Here is a 19,139-nt window from a genome sequence, read left to right on the forward strand (position 1 = left end):
GACGTCAGCGCGGCGGCGCGCCTTCGGCAATCTCCGCGGCGAACGCGTGCAGCGCATCGGCCAGCGCCGACGCGAACGGCGGATGCGCGGCGATGCCCGCCGCATCGAGCTGACTTCCCAGGATCGGCAGCGCGATCGACGCGTGCTTGACGATGCGCGCCGACATCACCGACAGCGTTTCCCGCAGCGCCGCGTCCGCATGCGTCGCACGCGGCGACGCATTCAATACCGCGACCGGCTTGTACACGACGGCCTCGCGTCCGACGACCCAGTCCAGCGCATTCTTCATCACGCCGGTCACGCCGTGCGCGTATTCCGGGCTCGCGATCAGCACGCCGTCGGCTGCGTTCAGGCGGTCGATCAGGTCGCGTACGGCGGCGGGCGACGGAAATTCTGCATCGGGATTGAACAGCGGGAATTCGCCGAGGCGATCGAAGCGCACGATGCGCATGCCGCGCGGCGCGACGAGCGCGGCCGCATCGAGCAGCGCGGCGTTGTACGACTGCGACCGCAGGCTGCCGCACAGCGCGACGATGTCGATGCGGCGGGCGGAGTCGGTGCGGGGTTCGATAGCCATGGATGTGCGTTTCGTTTCGATTGGCGTATTGCGCGGTGGCGTCGCGCCGCAGGTCGCACGGATTATCGCATCGGCGTTCGGGCGGCGTGATGCGTGCCGCCGACGCTACGCGGCTTGCGCTGCCGCGTTGAAACGTGTCGCGTAATCGCGTCGAACCGGTTCGATGTCGCTCATTCCGGCTGCGCGCGCGAATTCCCCGATCGCCCACCCGTTGCCGAGCAACAGCCTTCGCGTATGCAGCGCGCCGTGCACGTCGTCGGCAACGGTGTCGCCGAGATAGCGCAACGCGCGGCCTTCGATATCGACGAAGCCGTGCCGGTAATCCTGCGCGAGCGTCGTCCACAGCTGCGCCGCGCCGACCGACTGGCGTGCGCCGCTCATCAGGCACAGGCCCGCGTCGAGCCCCCAGCGATACAGCGTCGTCGCGAGCCCCCGGCGTTGCGCCGAGCCGCGCAGCCGCGTATGCGGCGCGCGCAGGTAGCGGTCGGCGCGGCGCGGGATTTCGGGAAGGCGGTTGAACACCGTGTAGCCGGCGAGCCGGCGCGCGGCCGGCTCCTCGACATACAGGAAGTATTCGCCATCCGCCTCGCGGTGGCGGACGATCAGGCCCGAGCGGCCGAGCGCGACGGCCGGCAGGCCGTGCAGGCGATGGCCCGGTTGGTGGAGGCGCGCGTAGAGCGCGTCGAGTTCATCGTCGATGTCGTGCTGGGAATGCTGTACGTCGATACGCATGGCAAAAGCCGCCCGTCCCGGGCGGTTCAGGAAAGTGGTTCATCGCAAAAGGGGAAAAAAATGGGTGCGGCCCCCGGGCTCGGCGAGCGAGCCGGGGCCGCGAATCAGCTGGGGATGTGCTGGAAACCGGCGGCGATCGCGGCGAGGCCCGCGATGCAGAGTGCGAACAGGATCAGGACTTTGTGGATCACGCCTCTTTCCTCATGAATGCGCGGCGCCGGCGGGCGGCATCGCGGAGACGGTGAGCGGCGGGCACGGCCCGCACGGCCGTCGTGTGGAACGACGGTCGGGTGTCCGGGCGACGGATCGCACGCGGACGGCCAGCACCATACGCGAGGCAGTCGGGGCGGACAATCGGACGAGTAGGGAAAGGTGGAGAAACGCGGAGAAAAGCGCCGTTTCGCGACAATTGGTCGCAATGAGCGGTGCGTCGACGCGCCGAACGATGCGGGCGGACAGGCATCGTTCAGCGCAGGGGGAATGCGTGGCGAGCGCCTTTGTGTGCCGGGGCCGATGAAACGTCGGCGCGGGCGCGGTGGCGGGACCGGGATGCGTTGGCGCCCCGGCCGGCCGTCACGCCGGCTGCTGCACCCCGAACGCCTGCCTGATCCGCGCGAACAGCCCGTGTTGCGCGATCCATTCGGCATACGCGCGATAGTCGGGGTCGCGCATCAGGTGGCGCTCTTCGGTCTTCGCGCGCGTGTAGTAGATCAGGTTGACCGCGACGAGCCCGGCGCAGTGCATCAGCGCGACCTGCCAGCCGAGCGGCTCGACGAACGGCACCGACACCATCCAGTACGACAGGTTCTTCGTGATGTAAGCCGGATGCTTCGTGAAGCGGTACGGGCCCGACGTGATGATTCCGCGGTTGGTGAGGTTCGAGAAACGCAGCCCGAACGAGATCGTGCACAGCGCGTAGGTCAGCAGCAGCAGGATGATCACCGTGCCCCAGATCACGCGCAGCGTCGGCGCGGACAGCAGCCAGTTGTCCCAGAACAGCGTGCCTTCGTAGCGGATGTAGTGGCCCGAGATCAGCGACCAGAACGGTTGATAGCAGATCAGCGCGGCGCCCCAGCCGAGCGCGGTCGGCTCGACGGTGCGCACGTGGCTGTCGAGGATGCGGAACGTGCACAGGTAGCCGACGGTGCCGAACATCAGGTCCATCGTGAACGACAGATCGTAGAAGAACGAGAAGGTCGCGAGCGTCATCGGCCCGTTCATCATGTGCGCGAGCGACGCGGTCAGATGGTCGGCGTCCTTCGACAGATAGACGGTCATCAGCGGCAGGAAGAACATCTTCACGCCCCAGCCGGCGAGCATCTCGCGCACCGGCTGCCAGCTCGCGGGCTTCTCGCGGCGGAACAGGAAGCGGCCCCACAGCAGGTAGGCGTCGTCGGTTTCGCGCTGATGGCGGTCCATCCACATGAAATAGAACGGCGCGGCGACGATCACGTACGGCGCGAGCGAGCGCAGCAGCGACCAGAACGGCCGGTAGAAATCGCCGTGGTATTCGGGCAGCAGCCAGTACAGCATCCCGATGCCGGCGTAGATCGACGCGAGCGCGCCGAGCCGCGTCGCGACGCGGGCGATGCCGAGCGGCCGGACGGCTTGCCGTGACAGCCCCGTGCTCGGGCGCAGGTAGACGCGCGAGATGAAGATTTCGTGCAGCGCGATCGTGCCGATGATCGCGAGGCTCGCGATGACCGCGCGCGTCGCGGCGTCGAGGGCCGGCTGATCGCGCGTGACCCACAGCGCGATGAGCCCGGCCGTGATGCCGAGCAGGCCGGCGCGGAACGGCGTGGCGGAACGGGGCGGGCGGTCCTGGACCGCGGCGATGCCGTCGAGCGTGGAATTCATGATGGGATCCTCGTCGGGATGAAGGCCGGCGCCCCCGCTGAGCGGGTGGCGCCGGCCATCGGCCGGGCTTTGTATTGATGCGCGCCCGGCCATTGGCCTGTGGTTCTGATACGTGATGCGTGACTTACTTCTTGGTGCCGCCGCCCAGCAGACCGCCGAGCAGGTTCGTCACCGGCGACAGCAGGTTGCCTGCACCGCCCGCGGCGCCGCCGTTGGAGCTGCCGGTCAGGCCGCCCACGACGCTGCCGCCGCCGGCCGGCGTCGTCACCGTACCGGCTGCGCCGCCAGGGCTGACCGTCGCGCCCGCGCCTGCACCGCCGGCCGGCGTCGTCAGTGCGCCCGTCAGCGTGCCGACCGGGCCGCTCGTCAGTACGCCGCCGAGCGTGCCGGTCAGGTTGCCGCCAGGCGTCGTGACGGTGCCGGTCAGGCTTGCACCAAGCGGCGTCAGCGAGTTGACGAGGTTGGTGACCGGCGCCAGCAGGCCGCCGACACCCGCACCACCAGTGCCGCTCGTGCCGCCGGTCCCGCTGGTGCCGCCCGCGCCGCCGAGGCCGCCGAGTGCGCCCGTTACCGTGCCGAGCAGGCCGGTGACCGGCGCAAGCGGGCCGCCGCCACCGGTGCCGCTGGTGCCGCCGGTTCCGCTGGTGCCTCCCGAACCGCCGAGGCCGCCGAGCGCGCCCGTTACCGTGCCGAGCAGGCCGGTGACCGGTGCAAGCGGGCCGCCGCCACTGGTGCCGCTCGTGCCGCCGGTTCCGCTGGTGCCGCTCGAACCGCCGAGGCCGCCGAGTGCACCCGTCAGCGAGCCGAGCAGGCCGGTGACCGGTCCGAGCGGGCCGCCGCTCGTGCCGCTGGTGCCGCCCGAACCGCTCGAGCTGCCGCCGCCGAGCCCGCCCGTCAGCGTGCCGAGCAGGCCCGTGATCGGGGCGAGCGGGTTGCTGCCGCCCGTGCCGCTGCTGGAGCTGCCGTTGTTGTCGTGGACGAGGCCGCCGGTGGACGTCACCGTGTTGCCGAGTTGCGCCACGACGCCGCCGAGACCGACGCCGAGCGGGTTGTCGGTCGCGCCGCCGACCTTCGTGCCGGCAAGCGCGAGGCCGTTGCCGAGCGCGCTCAGCAGGCCGTTGAGCGGCGTGCCGAGGAGCGTCACGCCGCCGAGCGTCTGCGTGGCGCCCGGTGTCGTGACGCCGCCGGTCAGCGTGTTCGTGATCGGGTTGATGATCTTGCCGACCTGCGTTTCGAGCTGCTGGACCGGCGAGCTGTTCAGCGCCGTGTTGAGACCGGATGCGGTCGAGTTGACGGCGCCGCCGACGGTGTTGACGAGATCGCCGACGAGCGTCGTGACCGGCGACAGCGGCGACAGCGGGCCCGTGCCGAGGCTCTTCACCGCATTGCCGAGGTTGTTGACCGCGCCGCCGGCGCCGGTCAGCAGGCCGGTGGTCGACGTGAGGGTCGGTCCGAGCGGGTTCGCCGACACGCCGATCGAGCCGAGGCCGGCCGCGACGCCGTTGCCGAGCGACTGCACGCCGTTGCCGAGGCTCGTGACCGCGTTGCCGATGCTGTTGGCCGTCGTCGGGTTCGTGCCGGGGATCTGCACGCCGCCGATCACGGAACCGCCGTTCGCGACCGTCGTGCCGACTGCCGTCACGAGATTGCCGGATTTCTGGAGGACGTTGCCGAGCGGGGTGACGCCGGTGCCGGAGGTGCCCGAGGTGCCGGAAGTGCCCGAGGTGCCGGAAGTGCCCGAGGTGCCGGAGGTGCCCGACGTACCGGAGGTGCCCGAGGTGCCGGAGGTGCCCGACGTACCGGAGGTGCCCGAGGTGCCGGAGGTGCCCGACGTACCGGAGGTGCCCGAGGTGCCGGAAGTGCCCGAGGTACCGGAAGTGCCCGAAGTACCGGAGGTGCCCGACGTACCGGAGGTGCCCGAGGTGCCGGAAGTACCCGACGTGCCAGAAGTGCCCGACGTACCGGAGGTGCCCGAGGTACCAGAAGTGCCCGAGGTACCGGAAGTGCCCGAGGTACCGGAAGTGCCCGACGTACCGGAGGTGCCCGACGTGCCGGAAGTGCCCGACGTGCCGGAAGTACCCGACGTGCCGGAAGTACCTGACGTACCGGAAGTGCCCGACGTGCCGGAGGTGCCGGAGGTGCCCGACGTGCCAGAAGTGCCCGAAGTACCGGAGGTACCCGACGTACCGGAAGTGCCCGAAGTACCCGAAGTACCGGAGGTGCCCGACGTACCGGAAGTGCCCGACGTGCCGGAAGTGCCCGACGTGCCGGAAGTGCCCGAAGTACCGGAAGTGCCCGACGTGCCGGAAGTGCCCGACGTGCCGGAGGTGCCCGAAGTACCGGAAGTACCCGACGTGCCGGAGGTGCCCGAAGTACCGGAAGTGCCTGACGTACCGGAAGTGCCCGACGTACCGGAGGTGCCCGACGTACCGGAGGTGCCCGAAGTACCGGAGGTGCCTGAAGTACCGGAAGTACCCGACGTGCCGGAAGTGCCCGAAGTACCGGAAGTACCGGAAGTACCTGAAGTACCGGAGGTGCCCGAAGTACCCGAAGTACCGGAAGTACCCGACGTACCCGAAGTACCTGACGTGCCAGAAGTCCCCGACGACGTCCCCGAACTACCGCCACCCGACGTCCCCGACGACCCGCCACCCGACGTGCCGGAAGTCCCCGAACTGCCGCCGGTCCCTGACGTGCTCGGCTTGATCGTCGGCGGGGTGGTCGGTCCATCGACCGAGCCGCAGCCATACAGCGCGAGCAGCGACGAGACGGCCAGCGTGACCGTCGTCTTCTTGAAGTAATTTTGCATGTTGGCCTCGACATTGGAAGTGTGTCCAAGCCACCACTGCAAATTTCGCGCCACGCCAGCTTGTGCGAAACGGTATCGCGCTTTATTGCAGGAATCGGGAATATCGGCGCGATTTAAACGGCGTGACAACGGTTTCGCGCGGCGGGCACGCACGGTGCGCCGGCGAGGCGACGGTGAGGCAACGGCGATGTTCCCGTCAGCAGCCGTAACGCGCGACGCGATGTTACGTAGCGTCCGACGTCGCGTGACGCGGGCGACCGCCAACCGAGGGCGGCGTCTTTGACGAAACGCGCCGGTCCCGCAAACATGACCCGAAATCTCCCGGCTGCCGGCGGCACCGAAGCGGCCACGACTCCACTCAGGACACGAACATGGGCGAACAGGACAGGGAACACGGCAAGGCGCGACGGACCGACGTGATGGGCGAGGCGTTCGTCGAGCGCGCGATGCGCGACCTCGACGGTTTTTCGCGTCCGCTGCAGGACTGGCTGAACGAACACGCGTGGGGCAGCACGTGGCAGCGGGGCGGGATCGACCTGAAGACGCGCAGCCTGTGCACGTGCGCGATGCTGGCGGCGCTCGGCCGCGGCACGGAACTGAAGGGGCACATTCGCGGCGCGCTCAACAACGGCGCGAGCCTCGTCGAGATCCGCGAGGTGCTGCTGCACAGCGCGTTGTACGCAGGCGCGCCGGCCGCGGTCGAGGCGTTCCGCAACGCGCGCGAGGTGATCGCGGATCTCGGGCTGCAGGTGCCCGACGACGAAGCCTGATTTCGCAGCATCGGCAGCATCGGCTGCGCGGCGCGAGATCAGGCCCCGCTTCGCCCGGCGTGGGTCTGTTACTCGACGCGCGCCGTCTGCGCGGCCGCCTCGGCGGGCGCGGCGGCGACCTCGAGCAGCCAGTCGGCCGTTGCATCCGGAATCGTGACCGGCAGCATGTGCCCGCCCTCGACGACCTTCAGCCGCACGCGCGCCGATTTCTTCGCGAGCGCTTCGCCGTGCTCGCGCCAGTTCAGGATCGGATCGGCGCGGCCGTACAGCACGTCGACCGGCAGCGACAGGTCGGCATAGCGGCGCTCCATCGCGGGCAGGTCGGCGGGCGCCGACAGCAGGTCGGTCGCGGTCGCGTAGAACACGTGCGGGCGCATGCCGAGCAGGCCGCCGCCCTTGACCGGGAAATCGCGCGGCACGTCTTCCGGCGCGAACACCTGGCGCACGGCCTTGCGGCCGGTCAGGATCGTCAGCGGGATCGCGAAGGTCCACGACACGAACCGGCGCACGAGCGGCGACGGCAGCATCAGCGGCTTGAACGGCGCCGGCGGCTCGGGCTGCTGGTGCGACAGCGGCGCGATCAGCGCGAGCCGGCTCACGCGTTCCGGATGGTTGAGGCCGACCGCGAGCGCGATCGCGCCGCCGAGCGAGTGGCCGACGAGCACGGGCTTGTCGAGCCGCAGCGCGTCGATGAACGCGGCGACCGTGCGGGCCTGCGCGAACACGTTCGCCTGCGAGCCTGCGCCGCGCAGCGAGCGGCCGGCGCCGGGCCGGTCGATGATGATCACGCGATGCTGCTGCGCGAGCCGCGCGAGCGGCAGGTACGCGAAGTTGCGCAGTTGCCCGGCGAGCCCGTGCACGAACACGATCGGCGCGCCGTTGCCGTATTCGACGTAGTGGATGCGATCGCCGCCGATGTCGACGAAACGGCCTTCGGGCGGAAACGCGCGCGTCACGCGCCGGGCGACGTACCCGGAAAACAGCGCGAGCGCGGCGAGCACCGCGACGAAGCCGAGCAGCACGGTCTGGATCAGGTGGAGCGTATGGGTCATGTCGGCCTCAGCGGGTTTCGAGTGCGGGTTCGGCCACCGGCGTGGCGGCCGGGCCGGCTTTCGCGCGGCGTTCGAACTGCATCGCCGAATCGGCGAGCCCGCTGAACTTCAGCGAGGCGAGATCGAGCACGTAGTTCTGGTGGAATTTCCACGGCTTGCGGTGGCCCTGCTTCGGCAGGATGCCGGCCGCGCGCTGGATGTAGCCCGAGCTCAGGTTGACGGCCGGCACGTCGCCGAGATCGCCGGCGCCGAGCCGCGGCACGCACGTGTCGTAGCCGTTCGCGCGCATGTGGTTGAGCAGCCGGCACACGTAGCGCGCGATCAGCTCGGCCTTCAGCGTCCACGACGCATTCGTGTAGCCGAACGACGACGCGAGGTTCGGCACGTCGCTGTACATCATGCCCTTGTACGACACGGTGTCCGGCAGGTCGACCGCGCGGCCGTCGACCGTGACGCGCGCGCCGCCGAGCATCTTCACCTTCAGCCCGGTCGCGGTGACGATCACGTCCGCGTCGAGCTGCTGGCCGCTCTTCAGCTTCAGGCCGGTCGGCGTGAAGCGCTCGATCTCGTCGGTGACGATCGACGCGCGGCCCGCGCGGATCGACTTGAACAGGTCGCCGTTCGGCACGAGGCACACGCGCTGGTCCCACGGCATGTAGCGCGGCGTCAGGTGCTTCGCGACGTCGAAGCCGGGGCCGACCTGCTTGCTGGCCGCGCGGATGATGAATTTCTTCGTCTGGTCCGGCTTGCGGCGCGACACGTTGTACAGGTACATCGTCAGCAGCACGTTCTTCACGCGCACGAGCCGGTGCGCGAGCCGCGACGGCAGCACGCGGCGCAGCGCGTTCGCGATCTTGTCGCGCGCGGGCAGCGACACGATGTAGGTCGGCGAGCGCTGCAGCATCGTCACGTGCTGCGCGTCGGCCGCCATCGACGGCACGAGCGTGACGGCCGTCGCGCCGCTGCCGATCACGACGACGCGCCGGTTCGCATACGAAAGGTCCTTCGGCCAGTGCTGCGGATGCACGAGGTTGCCTTCGAACGTGTCCATGCCGGGCCAGTCGGGCCGGTAGCCGGCGTCGTAGTCGTAGTAGCCGCTGCACATGAACAGGAAGCGGCAGGTGTAGACGAGCGTGTCGGTCGCGCCGTCGCGCGTGCGTTCGATGCGTACCGTCCAGCGTGCGCGGTTCGAATCCCAGTCGGCCGCGACGACTTTCTGGCCGTAGCGGATCGTCTTGTCGATGCCGTAGGCGCGCGCGGTCTCGCGGATGTAGTCGAGGATCGTCTGGCCGTCCGAAATCGCTTTGTCGCTGTGCCACGGGCGGAAGCTGTAGCCGAGCGTGAACATGTCGGAATCCGAACGGACGCCCGGATAGCGGAACAGGTCCCAGGTGCCGCCGATCGCGTCGCGCGCCTCGACGATTGCGACGCTCGCATGCGGGCAGCGCTGCTTCAGGTGATACGCGGCGCCGATGCCGGACAGGCCGGCGCCGACGATCAGCACGTCGAGGTCGCGGTTGTCGCCGTTGTCGCGGCGGGCGCCGGGGGCGGGCGGCGCGTCGCGCCGGTCGGTCGTCGAGGTCATGCGGGGTCCTTGGTCGGCGTGGTCGGGAGCGCGCCCGTGGCGTGCGCGCGATCGAGGTTGCGGGCGCGGGCGCGGCGCACGTGGCGCAGCATCAGCCACTGGTAGCCGGCGCCGAGCGCGCGTGCGATGCGGTCGAGCCGGCGCGCGTCGGCGCCGACCAGCACGCGGCGCGCATTGCGCTCGACGCCCGCGAGGATCTGCCGCGCGGCATCGTCGGCCGTCGTCGCGTGGATCAGGCGGTTCGCCTGGCGGCGATGAGTCGCTTCGTCCTGCCCGGTGAGCGAATGGATGCTGGTATCGACGCGGGCCGCATCGACGATGTTCGTCGCGACGCCGCCCGGGTGCACGCAGGTCGCGCTGACCGGCGCGCCGTCGAGTTCGAGTTCCATGCGCAGCGCCTCGGTGAAGCCGCGCACCGCGAACTTGGTCGCGTTGTACGCGCTTTGTGTGGGCATCGCGACGAGCCCGAACAGGCTCGACGTGTTGACGACGTGCCCGTCGCCCGACGCGCGCAGATGCGGCAGGAACGCCTGCGTGCCATGCACGACGCCCCAGAAGTTGATGCCGACGATCCATTCGAGATCGGCGAGGCGCGCGGTTTCGGCGCTGGCGGCCAGCGACACGCCGGCGTTGTTGAAGATCAGGTTGACCTTGCGGTGTTCGGCGCGCACGAAGTCGGCCCACGCGAACACCGCGTCGCGGTCGGCGACGTCGAGCCGCCGTGTGCTCACGCGCACGCCGTGCTGCGCGCAGGCGGCCGCCGTGCCGGCGAGCCCGGTTTCGTTGACGTCGGCGAGCGCGACCTCGCAGCCGCGCCGCGCGAGCTCGACCGCGAGGCTGCGGCCCATGCCCGAACCGGCGCCCGTGATCGCGGCGACCTTGCCGGAAAACCCCTTCATCCGTCGTTCCTCCCGTTCCGCTTGCGCTGCGCCGTTGGCGTCGCTATTGTGGTGTTGATCGTCACCACTTTAGTTTTCGGGTGTCCTGATGTCAAATAGCGGAATGGAGAAAGCACTCGAAACGGAAAAACGGGGCCGGTCGTATGGCGGCGTGGCGCCCGAGGTGCGTGCCGCCGAGCGGCGCGAGGCGTTGATCCGCGCGGCGACGCGCGTGTTCGGCACGGTCGGCTTCCGCAAGGCGACCGTGCGGTCGATCTGCCAGGAAGCGAAGCTGAACGATCGCTATTTTTATGCGGCGTTCGACAGCACCGAGGATTTGCTGCGCTGCACCTACCTGCATCACGCGCAGCAACTGCATGAAGCGGTCGCGCAGGCGGTGGCCGCGCGCGGCGGCGATCTGCGCGAAAGCGTCGACGCGGGGCTCGCCGCGTTCTTCGCGTTCCTGCGCGACCCGTGCGCGGCGCGCGTGCTGCTGCTCGAGGTGATGGGCGTGAGCGCGGATACCGACATGACGTACCAGCGCATGCTGATCGACTTCGGCAAGCTGATCATGGCGATCGGCGCGCCCGGCGAGGCGACGACGCCCGCGGAGCGCACCGAGCAACGGCTGATCGGGCTCGCGCTCGTCGGCGCGATGACGAACGTCGGCGCGGCGTGGCTGCTCACCGAGTATCGCGATCCGGAAGCGCAGATGATCGCCAGTTGCAGGAAGGTGTTGTTGGGGACGTTGCGGGCGATCGGGGAGACGTGAGCGTATCGCGTGACAGTTCCTCATCAATGCTGCGGCGACGCGAAATGCCGTTGTGATGCGAGGCTGCTATTGCTGATGGAAGAGGTTTGTCGTGGATACCGAATCGTATGACGTGTCTGAAGAAACGCAGGTGCTACTGAAGTTGCTTGCTTTCGGCGCGGATGAAATCAAACAGGGGCGTTTTCGTCCCGCTGAGCATGTATTGAGGGATCTCGATCAATCCGACGAATGAGTAGCAGACGCAACGCCCGTCGAGGCGGCTAGCGCGAACGTCTGTTCTTCGCGTCCGGCACCGGCCGCGCCTCCCCGATCCTCGCCTTCATCGCATCGATAAACGCCCGCACCTTCGGCGACGGCAGCCGCGTCGACGGATACACCGCGTGAATCCCGGCCGGCGCCGAACCCCACGCGGGCAGCAGCCGCACGAGCCGGCCGGCCGCGACGTCGTCGGCGGTCGAGAAATCCGTCAGCAGCCCGAAGCCGCCGCCCGCGAGCACGATCGCGCGGCACGCTGTCGCGGTGTTCGACACGACCGGCGCGGCACAGCGTACCGACGTGTTGCCGCCGCGCGCGTGGTCGAGTTCGAGCGTGTGCGGGCGCGGTAGCGTCGACAGCATCACGAACGGCAGCGCGGCGAGCGCATCGGGATCGCGCGGCAGCCCGTGGCGCGCGACGAACGCGGGGCTCGCGACCAGCCATTTCTCGTACGTGCCGAGCTGCACCGCGCGATAGTTCGAATCGGCGAGACGGCCGATGCGGATCGCGACGTCGAGGTTGTCCGCGACGAGATCGACCACGCGGTCGTTCGCGACGAGTTCGACGTCGAGCCCCGGATGCGTGTCGCGCAGCGCGACGACGGCCGGCGCGACGACCAGCGCGCCGTAGTCGATCGGCACGCTCACGCGCAGCGTGCCGCGCAGTGGCCCCGCATCGGACGACACCGCGTCGAGCGCGTTTTCGGTGGCGCGCACGATCGCGCGGCACGCATCGTAGAACGTGCGCCCCGCGTCGGTCACGCTTAGCCGCCGCGTCGTGCGCACGAGCAGGTTCGCGCCGACCTCGGATTCGAGGCGCTGCATGTGCGTGCTGACGACCGTCTTCGCGAGGCCGAGCCGCTCGGCCGCGGCCGTCAGCGAGCCGGCATCGACCACCGCGACGAAGATCGCCAGCCGGTTCAGGTTCACGTCGCGCAGATCGGCCATCGTCGATTGTCCTATGAAAGAGGATAATGTTTCAGCGATTATCCGTCTTCTGGCCGCGAACGGCGAGCGCTACGCTGGAGCCGTTCGTCGCCGACTCCCGGCGGCGCGAGATTCCGGAGTATTTCCATGTCTGCCGCCAGCAAGCCAGCGTCCGCCAAGCCCGACGCACCGATTCGCGTCTATTCGTTCCTGCTGTCGGGGCACGCCCATCGCGTCCGGCTGTTCCTGTCGCTGCTCGGCCTGCCGTTCGAGACCGTCGACGTCGACCTCGCGTCCGGCGAGCAGCGCGAACCGGCCTTCCTTGCGCTCAATCCGTTCGGGCAGGTGCCCGTGATCGACGACGGCGGCACCGTGCTCGCCGATTCGAACGCGATTCTCGTGTATCTCGCGAAGCGCTACGGCGACGCGCACTGGCTGCCCGACGACCCGGTCGGCGCCGCGGCCGTGCAGCGCTGGCTGTCGTACGCGGCCGGCCCGATCGCGTCGGGGCCCGCTGCCGCGCGGCTCGTGACCGTGTTCGGCGCGCCGCTCGACCCGGACGCGGCCAAGCGCACGGCCGACAAGGTGCTCGACGTGATCGACCGCGAACTGGTCGGCAAGGCGTTTGCGGCCGGCGCTCAGCCGACGATCGCGGATATCGCCGCGTACACGTACATCGCGCATGCGCCGGAAGGCGGCGTGTCGCTCGAACCGTATCCGCACCTGCGCGCATGGCTCGCGCGCGTCGAGGCGCTGCCGGGTTTCGTCGGCATGCCGGCGACGCGCGCGGGGCTGCTCGCCGCGTAACGCCAGCCGAAGCCGCCTGTTCACGGAGAACGCGATGAACGCACCGATTGCACCGACCGCCGTCGTACCGGGCTGGGAACTCGATACCGCACCGTTCCACGCGGGCGAGCTGGCCGTTCAGCAGCGCGCGGGCGTCACGGAGGCGGCGGGCGCGGCCGGCCGGCGCGGAATCCGGCGTTTCATGCCCGACCAGCACCGGACGTTTTTCGCGCAACTGCCGTTCTTCGTGCTCGGCGGCGTCGATGCGCACGGCCAGCCGTGGGCGACGCTGCGGGCCGGCGCTCCGGGGTTCGTCGCGTCGCCCGACGCGCGCACGCTGCGCATCGCGGCGCGCGCGCTGCCGGGCGATCCGCTGGACGGCGCGTGGCGGCCGGGCGCGCCGCTCGGCGGGCTCGGGATCGAATTCGATACGCGGCGGCGCAATCGCGTGAACGGCATCGTGCGCGCGGTCGACGGCGATGCGCTGACGATCGCGGTCGAGCAGAGCTTCGGCAACTGCGCGAAGTACATTCAGGGTCGCAAGCCGACGTTCGTTGCGCGCGACGGCGATACGCATGTCGAGCCCGACATGTCGGACCGGTTGAACGATGCGGATCGCGCGCTGCTCGCGCAGGCCGATACGTTTTTCGTCGCGAGCGCGAACACGTCGACGGATGCGGGCGCCGCGCGCGGCGCGGACGTGTCGCATCGCGGCGGAATGCCGGGCTTCGTGCGCGTGGACGACGCGCACACGCTGACGACACCGGATTTCAGCGGCAACCGCTTCTTCAATACGCTGGGCAACCTGCAGCACGATCCGCGCGCGGGGCTGCTGTTCGTCGATTTCGACAGCGGCGACCTGCTGTATGTCGCCGCGCGTGCGGAGATCGTGTGGGACGGGCCGCTCGTCGCGTCGTTCGACGGCGCGCAGCGCGTCGTGCGCTTCCATGTGCGCGAAGTGCGGCGCGTGCGTGCGGTGCTGCCGTTCCGGTGGTCGACGGTCGAGCGCGCGCAGCAGTTCGCGCACATGGAAGCGGGGGGAGGCGCGGCGACGGTGCAGTCTGCGACTATGTCTGCGCCGGCAACTGCATCTGCATTGGCAACCGAACCGGCGACCGAACCGGCAACCGCAACCGCAACCGCAACCGCAACCGCAACCGCAACCGCAACCGCAACCGCAACCGCAACCGCAACGCAACCGCAACCGCAACCGCAACCGCAACCGCAACCGCAACCGCAACCGCAACCGCAACCGCAACCGCGTGGCGGCCGCTGCGCATCGCGAAGATCGTCGACGAGGCGCGCGCGATCCGCTCGTTCCATTTCGAACCGGCGGACGGCGGCGCGTTGCCGGCCTACGAAGCCGGGCAGCATCTGACCCTGCGCGTTGCGCTGCCGGGCACCGACACGCCGTCGGTGCGCAGCTACACGCTGTCCGATGCGCCTGGCGGCACGCATTACCGGATCACGGTGAAGCGCGAAGGGCGCGTATCGGCATGGCTGCACGATCACGCGCAGGCGGGCATGACGCTCGACGCGCAGATGCCGCGCGGGCGCTTCGCGTTCGATCTCTCGAGCCCGCGCCCGGCCGTACTCGTGTCGGCCGGCATCGGCATCACGCCGATGATCGCGATGCTGCGCCACGCGTTGACCGATGCCGCACCGTCGCGCCGCGTGGTGTTCGTACATGGCGCGCGTGAAGCGGCCGACCGGCCGTTCGCGGCGGAGCTGACGCGCACCGCGGCCGCCGATGCACGGCTGTCGCTTCACTGGTTCGACAGCCGCCCCGACGGCGACACAGCGGCGCGCGCGGGCCGTATCGACATCGCGCAACTGAAGCGAGTCCTGCCGTTCGACGACTACGACTTCTACCTGTGCGGGCCATCGGCATTCATGCGCGACCTGTATGAAGGATTGCGCGCGCTGAACGTGCCGGACGAGCGCATCCGTTTCGAGGCGTTCGGGCCGTCGAGCGTCACGCGCAGCACGTCCCGCGCGGCAGGAACGCCGGCGGTGGCGAGCGTGCCCGTCGTGTTCCGGCGCACGGGGCGCGAAGCCGCATGGACACAGGCCGACGGCACGCTGCTCGAATTCGCGGAAGGGCAGCGCGTCGACGTGCCGTCCGAATGCCGCTCCGGGTCGTGCGGCACGTGCGCGACGCGCGTGCTGTCCGGCGCGGTCGATTACGAGCAAACGCCCGAGGCGCCGGTCGAACCCGGCTGCGCGCTGCTGTGCGTCGCGCGGCCCGCGCCAGGGGCCACGGAGCCGCTCGTGCTCGACCGCTGACGCGCGTGCGACATGCCGCCGCAGATCGCGTGCTGCGCAGAAATCGCTCGCAACTGCTTCTTTTTCCGGATGCCTGTCGGATCGACGATAGCGTCAACCGATAGAGAGAAAGGAGCAAACATCATGAAACTGCTCGGCATGATCAAGCTGGTCCTGTGGAGCTTCTTCGGCGTGCGCAACAGCAAGGCGCACGCAGCCGATCTCGCGAACGTCAACTTCACGCTGTTGCCGTTCGTCGCGATCATCCTCGCGGTGCTGGTCGGGGCCGTGATCTACGGCGTCGTGCATCTGGTCGTCGATCCGACCGTGACGATGCAGGGGTTCTGACGAACCGGTGAGCCGCGAGCGGGTCGTCACGCCCGCTCCGGTTTCCTGCGGCATCGACGTGAAGCGCGCGACTGCGCCGATCGTCGATGTCGCGGCACCCGACGTGAAGCGCAGTTGCATCGCCGCCGCCGCCGTGTCGCCTGAATCTTCTTCCTTCCCGCTCCCCGCTCCCCGTTCCGCCCGATTCCCCGGCCTGCGGCCCCGCCCGGGGTAAAATGCGCGCCACGCCGCGATCACGCGCGCGACGGGCATGCCGCCGTTCCGACGAACGGCCGGCGCACATGCCTGCCGCCCGCACCGGGGCGTTCGAAGCGTCCCCCGCATGACAAGACCGCGCGATGCAGCCGGCCGCCCGACAGGCACCCGATCGACGGATCGGCGGCTGCGTCGGTTCCCGGCGCGTCTCCAGAATCCGATGTCCCATCCTGCGTATTCCCGACCGATCGGCCCGCATGTGCGCCGTATCGCTCGATTCGTCTGATGAATATCGCGTCGATGTGCGCGTCCGGCAGCCAATGACGGACGCGTGTGCGGGTTCGCGCTTCGCAGCTTCGTAACGGGGTTCGACAGAGCCGAGTGGCAAGTTTTCCATCCAGAACAATGACGGTGAATAGAACAACAGCGCTGCCCGCACGGCGGCGCGCGAAGGTCCGGCTTGGCGTCGGTCTCGGCATCACGCTTTTCGCGGCGCAGGCCGCCGCGGCCCAGGGCGACGCGCCGGCGGCGGATGCCGATGCGGCTGGGAGCGCGACGCTGCCGGCGATCACGGTGAGCGGCGCGCGCGGCAACACGTATCGCGCGCGCGAGGCGTCGGTCGCGGGGCTGGACGACACGCCGCTGCGCGACACGCCGGCGTCCGTGAGCGTCGTCACGCGCGCGCAGCTCGACGACCAGCAGGCGAAGCGCCTGAGCGACGTGGTGCGCAACGACGCGTCGGTCGTCAACGACTACGCGCCGGTCGGCTATTACGAAGGCTTCGCGATCCGCGGCTTTCCGGTCGATCTCGCGAGCGCGATCCGGATTGACGGGCTGACGGTGTCCGGCGAGCAGAACGTGCCGCTCGAGAACAAGGAGCGCGTCGAGATCCTGAAGGGGCTTGCCGGCATCGACAGCGGCGTCGTCGCGCCGGGCGGCGTGATCAACTTCGTGACGAAGCGCTCCGCGAACGTCGCGAGCGTGACGGCCGGCGTCGACAGCCGCGGCTCGACGTCGGCGGCCGTCGATCTCGGCCGCCGCTTCGGCCCCGACAATCAGTTCGGCTTCCGGATCAATGCCGCGAAGGAGAACATGCACTCGTATATCGACGGCACGAACGGGCGGCGCACGTTCGGATCGATCGCGGCCGACTGGGACATCAGCCCGCGCGCGAGCCTGCAGCTCAATGCCGAATTCCAGCAGTGGATCCAGCGTTCCGCGCCCGGCTACCAACTGCTTGGCGGCACCGTCGTGCCGTCCGTCAACACGACGTCGAAGGCGCTCGGCACGCAGCCGTGGGCGAAGCCGGTGACGACCGACGCGCTGAACCTGAACGCGCGCTTCGACTACCAGTTCAACGACGACTGGAAGGCATACATCGCCGCAGGCCGCAGCCGCACGATGATCGACGACAACAGCGCGTTCGCGTACGGCTGTTCGTATGCGCCGAGCTGCGCGGCCGGCACGACGTCGCCGTTCTTCTTCGGCGCGAACGGCGACTACGACGTCTACGACTTTCGCAGCCCCGGCGAATACCGGCGCAACGACGACCTGCGCGCGGTCACGACGGGCAAGTTCGCGACGGGGCCGCTGCGGCACGAGCTGACGCTCGGCGTGAGCGTGCAGCGGCGCGTCGTGAGCATGGCCGACGCCGTGTACGACTACGTGGGTAGCGAGAACGTCTACGGGCCCGACGTGACCTTCTCGCCGTCGCCGAATTCGCCCGGGCCGTCGTACCCGCGCCTCGACGCGTGGCAGTACGGCGTGTTCGGGCTCGACCGCATCAGCATCGGCGAGCACTGGCAGGTGCTCGCGGGCGGCAAGGAAGTGCTGCTGCGCCAGCGCAGCTGGTCGAGCCTCGACGGCGCGGACACGCGCACCGACCGTTCGGTGTTCCTGCCGCAGGTCGCGCTCGTCTACAAGCCGGTGAACGTGCTGTCGTTGTACGCGTCGTACAGCAAGGCGCTGTCGCTCGGCGACCAGGCGCCGGTGCGTGCGTCCAACGCGTATGCGTTCCTGCCGCCGGTCGAGTCGCACCAGATCGAAGTCGGCGCGAAATACGACTGGCTCGACCGGCTGAGCCTCACGGCCGCCGTGTTCTCGATCAGCAAGCCGTTCCAGTTCGCGGACCCGGACGCGTCGGGCACGAGCTACACGTTCGTGCAGCGCGGCACGCAGCGGCACCAGGGGATCGAGCTCGGCGCGGCCGGGCGCGTGACCGAGCGGCTGTCGCTGACGGCCAGCGCCGCGGCGATTCGCGCCCGCGCGTACGATTCGGGCTCGCCGGCCTACGAAGGGCACCAGATCATCAACGTGCCCGCGCTGCGCGCGTCGCTGTACGCGGACTACGCGGTGCCGCACGTCGCGGGCCTGAACCTGCTCGGTGGCGTCGAATACAGTGCCGCCCGCAACGCGAACGAGGAAGGCACCGCACGCGTGCCGTCGTGGTTCGTGTTCAACCTCGGCGCGCGCTATACGACGAAGATCGGCGGCCATCGCACGGTATTGCACGTATCGGTGGACAACCTGTTCAACAAGTTCTACTGGCGCGACGCGGGCGAGCAGCAGGGCGATGCGTACCTGTTCCCGGGCGCGCCGCGCACCGCGCGCGTGTCGTTGACCTATGATTTCTGACCGTCCGGAACCGGCCGCGTGATACGCGGCCCCGGCAGCTACCCTGGAGAGCACAGACGATGTCCCCACTCGAAATCGCCGGCGTGATCGTCAGCGCGCTCGCGATCTGGTTGACCGCGAAGCGGCGCATGCTGTGCTGGCCGGTCGGGCTCGCATCGGTGGCGCTGTACGGCTGGATCTTCTTCGACGCGAAGCTGTATTCCGACATGCTGCTGCAGGGCGCGTTCGCCGTGCTGCAGGTGTACGGCTGGCAGCGCTGGCTCGCGCAGCGCGCGAGCGAGGCGGGCGGCAGTGCGGCGCCGGCGGGTGACGTTGCACCCGTCACGGGCGTGCGGCCGCGGCAGATGCTGCCCGACCTGATCGCGGCCGTGGTCGGCAGCGCGCTGCTCGGCGGGATGATGGCGCGCTGGACCGATGCGGCGCTGCCGTTCGTCGACGCGTCGCTGACCGCGTTCAGCCTCGTCGCGCAATACTGGACCGCGCGGCGCTACATCGCATCGTGGGGGCTGTGGATCGTCGTGAACGTCGTGTACGTCGGGATGTTCGTGTTCAAGGAGCTGTATCTGACGGCCGGCCTCTATGCGCTGTTCATCGGGCTCGCGGTCGTCGGCTGGCGCGACTGGAGCAGGACGGCCGCGATGCTGCGCGCGGCGGGCAGCCCCGCGCTCGTGCCGGGCGACGGCGCGCGCTGATTCTTT

The 19,139-nt window shown here is 69.5% G+C and carries 16 protein-coding genes and 1 pseudogene; 9 read left to right on the forward strand and 8 right to left on the reverse strand.

What is annotated here, in order from left to right; translation table 11 throughout:
* Positions 1-4: 4 nt before the first annotated feature.
* The 4 genes from BBJ41_RS31055 to BBJ41_RS42200 form a co-directional block, all read right to left on the reverse strand.
* On the reverse strand, positions 5-577 hold the full coding sequence (locus tag BBJ41_RS31055; protein ID WP_069749986.1) for an NADPH-dependent FMN reductase: 573 nt from the start codon (positions 575-577) through the stop codon (positions 5-7).
* A 105-nt stretch (positions 578-682) separates the two neighbouring features.
* Complete coding sequence (locus BBJ41_RS31060) at positions 683-1,309, reverse strand: histone acetyltransferase (RefSeq protein WP_069749987.1); 627 nt, start codon at positions 1,307-1,309, stop codon at positions 683-685.
* 573 nt (positions 1,310-1,882) lie between these two features.
* Complete coding sequence (locus BBJ41_RS31065) at positions 1,883-3,166, reverse strand: isoprenylcysteine carboxylmethyltransferase family protein (RefSeq protein WP_069749988.1); 1,284 nt, start codon at positions 3,164-3,166, stop codon at positions 1,883-1,885.
* 124 nt (positions 3,167-3,290) lie between these two features.
* Positions 3,291-4,808, reverse strand: a complete 1,518-nt coding sequence (locus tag BBJ41_RS42200; RefSeq protein WP_175972512.1) for a collagen-like triple helix repeat-containing protein — start codon at positions 4,806-4,808, stop codon at positions 3,291-3,293.
* Between BBJ41_RS42200 and BBJ41_RS42205 the strand changes: the two genes are divergently transcribed.
* Both BBJ41_RS42205 and BBJ41_RS31080 read left to right on the forward strand, forming a co-directional pair.
* A complete protein-coding gene (locus tag BBJ41_RS42205) occupies positions 4,792-5,967 on the forward strand; it encodes a highly repetitive protein (protein ID WP_472293375.1) in 1,176 nt (391 codons plus the stop codon). The two genes, BBJ41_RS42200 and BBJ41_RS42205, sit on opposite strands and share 17 nt — an antisense overlap.
* A gap of 379 nt (positions 5,968-6,346) precedes the next feature.
* Complete coding sequence (locus BBJ41_RS31080; RefSeq protein WP_069749990.1) at positions 6,347-6,745, forward strand: carboxymuconolactone decarboxylase family protein; 399 nt, start codon at positions 6,347-6,349, stop codon at positions 6,743-6,745.
* A gap of 68 nt (positions 6,746-6,813) precedes the next feature.
* Here BBJ41_RS31080 and BBJ41_RS31085 read toward each other — a convergent pair whose 3' ends face one another.
* From BBJ41_RS31085 to BBJ41_RS31095, 3 genes are read right to left on the reverse strand one after another with little or no spacing between them, the layout of a single operon-like run.
* The gene (locus BBJ41_RS31085; protein ID WP_069749991.1) at positions 6,814-7,797 is read right to left on the reverse strand and encodes an alpha/beta fold hydrolase; all 984 of its coding nucleotides are present in this window, start codon (positions 7,795-7,797) and stop codon (positions 6,814-6,816) included.
* Between the two features lie 7 nt (positions 7,798-7,804).
* Complete coding sequence (locus BBJ41_RS31090) at positions 7,805-9,382, reverse strand: flavin-containing monooxygenase (protein ID WP_069749992.1); 1,578 nt, start codon at positions 9,380-9,382, stop codon at positions 7,805-7,807.
* Positions 9,379-10,281 carry an SDR family NAD(P)-dependent oxidoreductase gene (locus BBJ41_RS31095; protein WP_069749993.1) on the reverse strand — a complete coding sequence of 301 codons (903 nt, stop codon included), beginning with the start codon at positions 10,279-10,281 and terminating at the stop codon, positions 9,379-9,381. The genes BBJ41_RS31090 and BBJ41_RS31095 overlap by 4 nt, the downstream gene beginning before the upstream one ends.
* Before the next feature lie 88 nt (positions 10,282-10,369).
* Between BBJ41_RS31095 and BBJ41_RS31100 the strand changes: the two genes are divergently transcribed.
* Both BBJ41_RS31100 and BBJ41_RS40800 read left to right on the forward strand, forming a co-directional pair.
* Positions 10,370-11,032, forward strand: a complete 663-nt coding sequence (locus BBJ41_RS31100) for a TetR/AcrR family transcriptional regulator (RefSeq protein ID WP_069749994.1) — start codon at positions 10,370-10,372, stop codon at positions 11,030-11,032.
* A gap of 91 nt (positions 11,033-11,123) precedes the next feature.
* A complete protein-coding gene (locus BBJ41_RS40800) occupies positions 11,124-11,264 on the forward strand; it encodes a hypothetical protein (RefSeq protein WP_156814910.1) in 141 nt (46 codons plus the stop codon).
* A 28-nt stretch (positions 11,265-11,292) separates the two neighbouring features.
* Here the strand turns inward: BBJ41_RS40800 and BBJ41_RS31105 are convergent, their stop codons facing one another.
* Positions 11,293-12,234 (reverse strand): LysR family transcriptional regulator, encoded by a 942-nt coding sequence (locus BBJ41_RS31105; RefSeq protein ID WP_069749995.1) that lies wholly within the window; start codon positions 12,232-12,234, stop codon positions 11,293-11,295.
* Positions 12,235-12,360: 126 nt separating this feature from the next.
* Between BBJ41_RS31105 and BBJ41_RS31110 the strand changes: the two genes are divergently transcribed.
* From BBJ41_RS31110 to pnuC, 5 genes and pseudogenes are all read left to right on the forward strand, one after another.
* The gene (locus BBJ41_RS31110) at positions 12,361-13,020 is read left to right on the forward strand and encodes a glutathione S-transferase family protein (protein WP_069749996.1); all 660 of its coding nucleotides are present in this window, start codon (positions 12,361-12,363) and stop codon (positions 13,018-13,020) included.
* Positions 13,021-13,054: 34 nt separating this feature from the next.
* Positions 13,055-15,285, forward strand: a pseudogene (locus BBJ41_RS31115) (pyridoxamine 5'-phosphate oxidase family protein).
* A gap of 123 nt (positions 15,286-15,408) precedes the next feature.
* Positions 15,409-15,612, forward strand: coding sequence for a DUF2970 domain-containing protein (locus tag BBJ41_RS31120; RefSeq protein WP_046549365.1), 204 nt, complete (start codon positions 15,409-15,411; stop codon positions 15,610-15,612).
* A gap of 600 nt (positions 15,613-16,212) precedes the next feature.
* Entirely contained in the window at positions 16,213-18,441 is a 2,229-nt protein-coding gene (locus tag BBJ41_RS31125) for a TonB-dependent siderophore receptor (RefSeq protein ID WP_069749997.1), read from the forward strand.
* Between the two features lie 59 nt (positions 18,442-18,500).
* Positions 18,501-19,133, forward strand: coding sequence for a nicotinamide riboside transporter PnuC (gene pnuC, locus BBJ41_RS31130; RefSeq protein ID WP_069749998.1), 633 nt, complete (start codon positions 18,501-18,503; stop codon positions 19,131-19,133).
* Positions 19,134-19,139: the final 6 nt, after the last annotated feature.

Origin of the sequence: Burkholderia stabilis, assembly GCF_001742165.1 — a bacterium.
Classification (GTDB): domain Bacteria; phylum Pseudomonadota; class Gammaproteobacteria; order Burkholderiales; family Burkholderiaceae; genus Burkholderia; species Burkholderia stabilis.

Bases quoted from the DNA above. Each gene is read 5' to 3' on its own strand.
- BBJ41_RS31055 (WP_069749986.1), bottom strand. From the start codon at position 577: ATGGCTATCGAACCCCGCACCGACTCCGCCCGCCGCATCGACATCGTC.
- BBJ41_RS31060 (WP_069749987.1), bottom strand. From the start codon at position 1,309: ATGCGTATCGACGTACAGCATTCCCAGCACGACATCGACGATGAACTC.
- BBJ41_RS31065 (WP_069749988.1), bottom strand. From the start codon at position 3,166: ATGAATTCCACGCTCGACGGCATCGCCGCGGTCCAGGACCGCCCGCCC.
- BBJ41_RS31080 (WP_069749990.1), top strand. From the start codon at position 6,347: ATGGGCGAACAGGACAGGGAACACGGCAAGGCGCGACGGACCGACGTG.
- BBJ41_RS31085 (WP_069749991.1), bottom strand. From the start codon at position 7,797: ATGACCCATACGCTCCACCTGATCCAGACCGTGCTGCTCGGCTTCGTC.
- BBJ41_RS31090 (WP_069749992.1), bottom strand. From the start codon at position 9,382: ATGACCTCGACGACCGACCGGCGCGACGCGCCGCCCGCCCCCGGCGCC.
- BBJ41_RS31095 (WP_069749993.1), bottom strand. From the start codon at position 10,281: ATGAAGGGGTTTTCCGGCAAGGTCGCCGCGATCACGGGCGCCGGTTCG.
- BBJ41_RS31100 (WP_069749994.1), top strand. From the start codon at position 10,370: ATGTCAAATAGCGGAATGGAGAAAGCACTCGAAACGGAAAAACGGGGC.
- BBJ41_RS31105 (WP_069749995.1), bottom strand. From the start codon at position 12,234: ATGGCCGATCTGCGCGACGTGAACCTGAACCGGCTGGCGATCTTCGTC.
- BBJ41_RS31110 (WP_069749996.1), top strand. From the start codon at position 12,361: ATGTCTGCCGCCAGCAAGCCAGCGTCCGCCAAGCCCGACGCACCGATT.
- BBJ41_RS31120 (WP_046549365.1), top strand. From the start codon at position 15,409: ATGAAACTGCTCGGCATGATCAAGCTGGTCCTGTGGAGCTTCTTCGGC.
- BBJ41_RS31125 (WP_069749997.1), top strand. From the start codon at position 16,213: ATGACGGTGAATAGAACAACAGCGCTGCCCGCACGGCGGCGCGCGAAG.
- pnuC (WP_069749998.1), top strand. From the start codon at position 18,501: ATGTCCCCACTCGAAATCGCCGGCGTGATCGTCAGCGCGCTCGCGATC.